Genomic DNA, 4,619 nt, shown 5'->3' on the forward strand with positions numbered 1-4,619 from the left:
CGCCGGGTGTGTCCATGCGCAGGCCGCTGGTACCGAAGGCGCTGGTAGAGCCGGCTCGCAGAATCCCGCCATTGACGTAAGTCGCGCCATTGTAGGTGTTTGCACCCGACAGCACCAGTGTGCCGGGCCCAGTCTTTTGCAGGCTCGTCCCCGTGGCGACTCCGCTAAACCCGAGGGTCGTGGCAGCGTTAGAAACATTAATTGTGCCGGTGCCACCGAGAGTGAAGCCCCGGTCAGTCGTGACCGTCCCGCCGGTATAAATCAGTGTCCCGCCAATGAGCTGCAGATTGGCGGATGCATTGCTTGAGGCCCCAATGTCACTCGCCTGTCCGCCATTGCGCAGGCAGCCGACGCTCAAAGTGCCGTTAATCGTGGTCCCGCCGGTATAGCTGTTGGTGCAGCCGCTGAATGTCTGCGCCCCGGCAGCGATGGTAACGCCCCCGGTACCACTAATGGTGCCTGAGAACCCGCTTCCGGTGTTGTTGATCCTCAGGGTGGCGGAGCCGAGCGTCACATTGCCGGCGCCGATGAGGCCGCCGACGGTGTTGTTGTTGTTGGCAAGATCGAGCGTAGCGCCGGCGAGCACATTCATCTGCCCGGCGCTCGTTCCATTCGCATCCGTTCCGCCGAAAGCGCGCGTCGAGCCGGCGCGCAACACGCCGGCACTCACCGTCGTGGCGCCGGTATAATTGTTCGTGCCGGACAGCACCAATGTTCCGGTCCCACTCTTCGTGAGCGCGCCCGAGCCGGTGGCGGTACCGCCCAAGGTCAGAGAGGCGCCCGCGGCCACGGCAATGCCGCCACCCCCTGTACCCAATGTGAACCCATGATCGCTGCTGGTGGTCGAGCCGATGTAGCTGAGCGTCCCGCCGTTCTGCAGCACAAGATTGGACGACGCACTGCTCGCGGCCCCGATGCCGCTCGCCAGCCCACCATTGGCGAGTGCGCTAACGGCCAGCGTGCCGCCAGCAATGGTGGTGACACCGACATAGTCATTGTTCGCGTTGGTCAGGGTCAAGGTACCCACACCGGACTTCGTAAAGCCGGCATCGTCCGGACTGGTCACCTGGCCAGTGAACGTCAGGTTCGTCGCCGCACTGCTGACATCGAAAGTCCGCGACGGGCCACCGTTGACGAGCGTGAATCCGCGATCGGTCGTGGCGGTGCTGCCGGTATAGCGCAACGTGCCATTCTCGAGCACGAGGTTCGATGAAGCACTGGACGATGCGCCGATAGCGCTGGCTGTCCCGCCATTGGCGACGGTGTTGAAAGCAAGCGTAGCGCCGCTGACGGTCGTGGCGCCAGTATAGCTGTTGGCTCCGGTCAACGCGACGACGCCGGTGCCCGTCGCGCCGCCTGTGCCGCCCACCGTGAAAGAGGTAGCGCCGCCATTGTCGACGATGGTCGAGGCAATCGTGAAAGTGCCGCCGCCATTCTGCTGGACGCCGAGCGCGCTGCCACCAGCACCTCCTGTCAAGGACCCGCCTTGAATGGTTTGGTTGGCCGTGCCGGTCAGGGGCGAGACAATGATGGTGCCGTCTACGCCCAGCGTATTGCCGGCGCCGACATTTATGATCGAAGCGGCCGCAACGCTGTATTTGAGGCCGCCGAGCGTGACGTTCCCGTTCACCGTGCCGAAATAGGGCGTGTTGGCGGCACCGCCTTCATCGCTGACTATGTTTCCATTCGCCCAAAGGCCTGCATTGTCCTGATTCAGGTAAGCAGTGAATGCGGTGATGAAGCCGCCCGAGACCTGAGCGTAATCGGTGCCATTGACGGTGGCCCAGCCGCCGAGCGCGCCATCGGCATTGCTGGTCGACATCGAGGTCCCGGTGCCGATGCCGAAATCAACCAGGCCGCCGGTCCGGGTGATGGTCCCCAGACCGACCGTCATTGCGCCTCCCGCCAGGGCAGTCGCGTTTATTCTGTTGTTGCCCGCCGATACGGTCAGGCCGGCAAAACTCTGGCTGTTCGCTCCCGCGGAGCCCTTAACCAAAAGCGTGCCGCCGCTCATCTTCAGCGCCGACGAAGCGGAGATGATGTTGCTGGCAGGCGCCCCAGCCGCGCTAAAGTCCACGGCCAGCGTACCGCCACCGACGCTGGTCGTCCCGGTATATGTGTTTGCGCCGGTTAGCGTCAGCGTGCTGGCGCCGAGTTTTGTCAAACCACCCGAACCTATTATAGCGCCGGCGTAGGCAGTCGCCCCGGTGGCGCCATTCACAGTCAGGGTATTGCCGCCGAGATCGACCGCCCCGCCAGTGCCCGCCAAGGAATTCGCTGCAACATCGAAGCCATTGAGACCGAGCGTGCCTCCATTCACCACCAGCCGCCCGGGGGCGCCAAAGGCGGTGCTGCTGCCGGCGAGCAGTGTACCGCTTTGAACAGTGGTGTTTCCCGCGAAGCTGTTGTTGCCGCTCACCAGCCAGGTGCCGGCGCCGTTCATGGTCAGATTACCTGCCCCGGAGACCGCGCCTGAAAGCGTGTTCGCGCCGGCGAAACTGCCGCCGAGCGTCAACGTGGCACCAGCTGCGACGGTGGTCGCTCCGCTGAACGAAAGCGCGCCGGAACCGTCATTGCTGATTTTGCTCGCGCCGGCGATGCTTATCGAGCGATCGGTTGCGCTGCCCGTTCCAGTATAGCTCAACGTGCCGCTGCTAAAAGAGATGCTGCTTCCAGCGCCTAACGAGCTGTTGCTCCCGCTGTTGGCCAGTGTCCCGGCCTTGACGGTGATCGTGTTGATGGCGGTCGGCCCGCTATAGGTGTTTGCGCCGCCCAAAGTGATGGTCCGACCCGCATTTCCGGTGAATGCGACCGTCCGCGCTGCAGTGGAGCTGACTACGCCCAGCAAGTCCATATCCGCCGAGGCCGCGGAGAAGTTCATCGTAAGGCTGAAGGCACCAGCAGCGAGTATATCGCCAGTGAGCGTCAAGGTGCCGGTGCCTGAATTCTGAAATGTGTTTCCACCACTTGAGGTGTTGTTGAACTGCCATTTGCGGTTCGAACTGTCACCGTCGCCGAAATACACGATTGAGCCACCCAACCCACCGCCGGCAGAGACAGAGATCGTGCCCAAGGTTGCGTCCGTCGGCGCGCCGAGCGAACTTGCAACACCGAGATCCGCAACAGAGGTAAAGCCGTTGGTGCTCTGGCCGAAAACGGTTTGGCCGGTATAGTCGTTGGCATCGTTACTGATCGTTCCCAGGACCTGCAGACCACCTGCGCCTGTGAAACGGGCAGTAAGTGCACCGCTGGCCGCGACCGCCCTCCCGCTCACGATCGTGACAACCCGGCTGCCGGCGAGCGCACCTGTGGAGCTGATCGAGGTGCCGTTCGCAACGGATACGCCATTGCCTGCGTTCCCGAGCGAAGCATCGCTAGCGAGCGCGAGCCCTCCACCCGAGACGGTGACGTTGCCCGAAAATGTGTTGGCTGCGCTCAGCGTGAGTACGCCTGCCCCTATCTTGGTGATCCCCGCCGATCCGGCAAGGATCGAGCTGATGGCGGTCGCACCAACTGTGGAAATGGTCGGAGTCGCGCCGGTGAGCGTCAGCGTGCTGCCTGCCAACGTGTAGCCCGCGACGCCGAAGGTGAGATTGTGCGCGGTTGTCGGGCCGGCAAGCGTCACTGTTCCCGCCGTGCCGTTGAAAATAGCGTTGTCACCGCCGACGGCCGCATTGTTCCATGCAGCCATAGGTCCGGAAACGCCGTTGCTGTTAGGATTCCAGAACAGCGATGAGGTGTTCCACGCGCCAGTGCCGCCCAGCCCCACGGCTGTGCCGTTGACGTCCCAGTAAAGATCAGCCGCGCCCGCGGGCATGGAGCCGAGGCCAGCGAGGAGTAAAACAGGCAGGAGCGCGCCACGAATGGCAGACGAGACTGCACAGACAAGTTGGGCCAGATTGGGCGCGAAGCTCGCCGCCTCTCCCTTCCACTTGGTCATGCGCCCGCCACGTAGAAGATGCCTGTTTCGCTGCACATTCGTTGGTTGGCGTGAGGCCTGTGAGCGAGACTTTTCCATGACCGTCTTCCGCATGATCATTTTCAACTTGGGCGATCAGGAGCAGGCGAAGATCCAGGACAGCCCCTCCTGTTCGTTTCGAGGACGCCATTGTGGCCGCGATGCCGCAAGGCGCGGCAAGGCCTATGCGCTACCCTTTCGATATCCGTGATGGATGACAGGACGTGGCGCGCAGCTCCCATTTCGTTCAAACACCCCTGCCGAGATGAAAACGTCGCAACGCTTCATCATAGCCTCCCAAGATTCGCGCAGAGGCCATAATGGGATGATATCTTTCAAAATCAACAACCTATTTCAGAATAATCAGGCCAAGGACCAGAATTGTGTCTGTTTCGCCACAGTAGTTATGGTTAGCGAAATCTAATAAGGACGCCTTCGCTTGGGCTTAATAGTTTAGTATTCCATCATTTTGCAGTGCAACAATCGGCACAGTGGAGCGTTAGCAGTGTCCCACATAGGTCAAGTCGCTCGCTGTGGGTTCGGCTTGCTCCCTCCGGAACAACCTTGAAAATGACGATAGCGTTGCCCGTTAAAGATGCAGCACTCGGAGACGTGGAGGAATGTGAGGTCGACGCTCGATAAGGAATTTGCGGCTTGCTGA

1 protein-coding gene is annotated in these 4,619 nt (G+C 61.7%); it reads right to left on the reverse strand.

The window, feature by feature from the left end:
- Positions 1-3,940, reverse strand: a 3,940-nt coding sequence (locus tag EOB80_RS34470) for an autotransporter-associated beta strand repeat-containing protein (RefSeq protein WP_206516802.1), incomplete at its 3' end; no start/stop codon positions are given.
- Between the last annotated feature and the right edge of the window lie 679 nt (positions 3,941-4,619).

This window comes from Mesorhizobium sp. M7A.F.Ca.MR.245.00.0.0 (assembly GCF_003997415.1).
GTDB lineage: Bacteria > Pseudomonadota > Alphaproteobacteria > Rhizobiales > Rhizobiaceae > Mesorhizobium.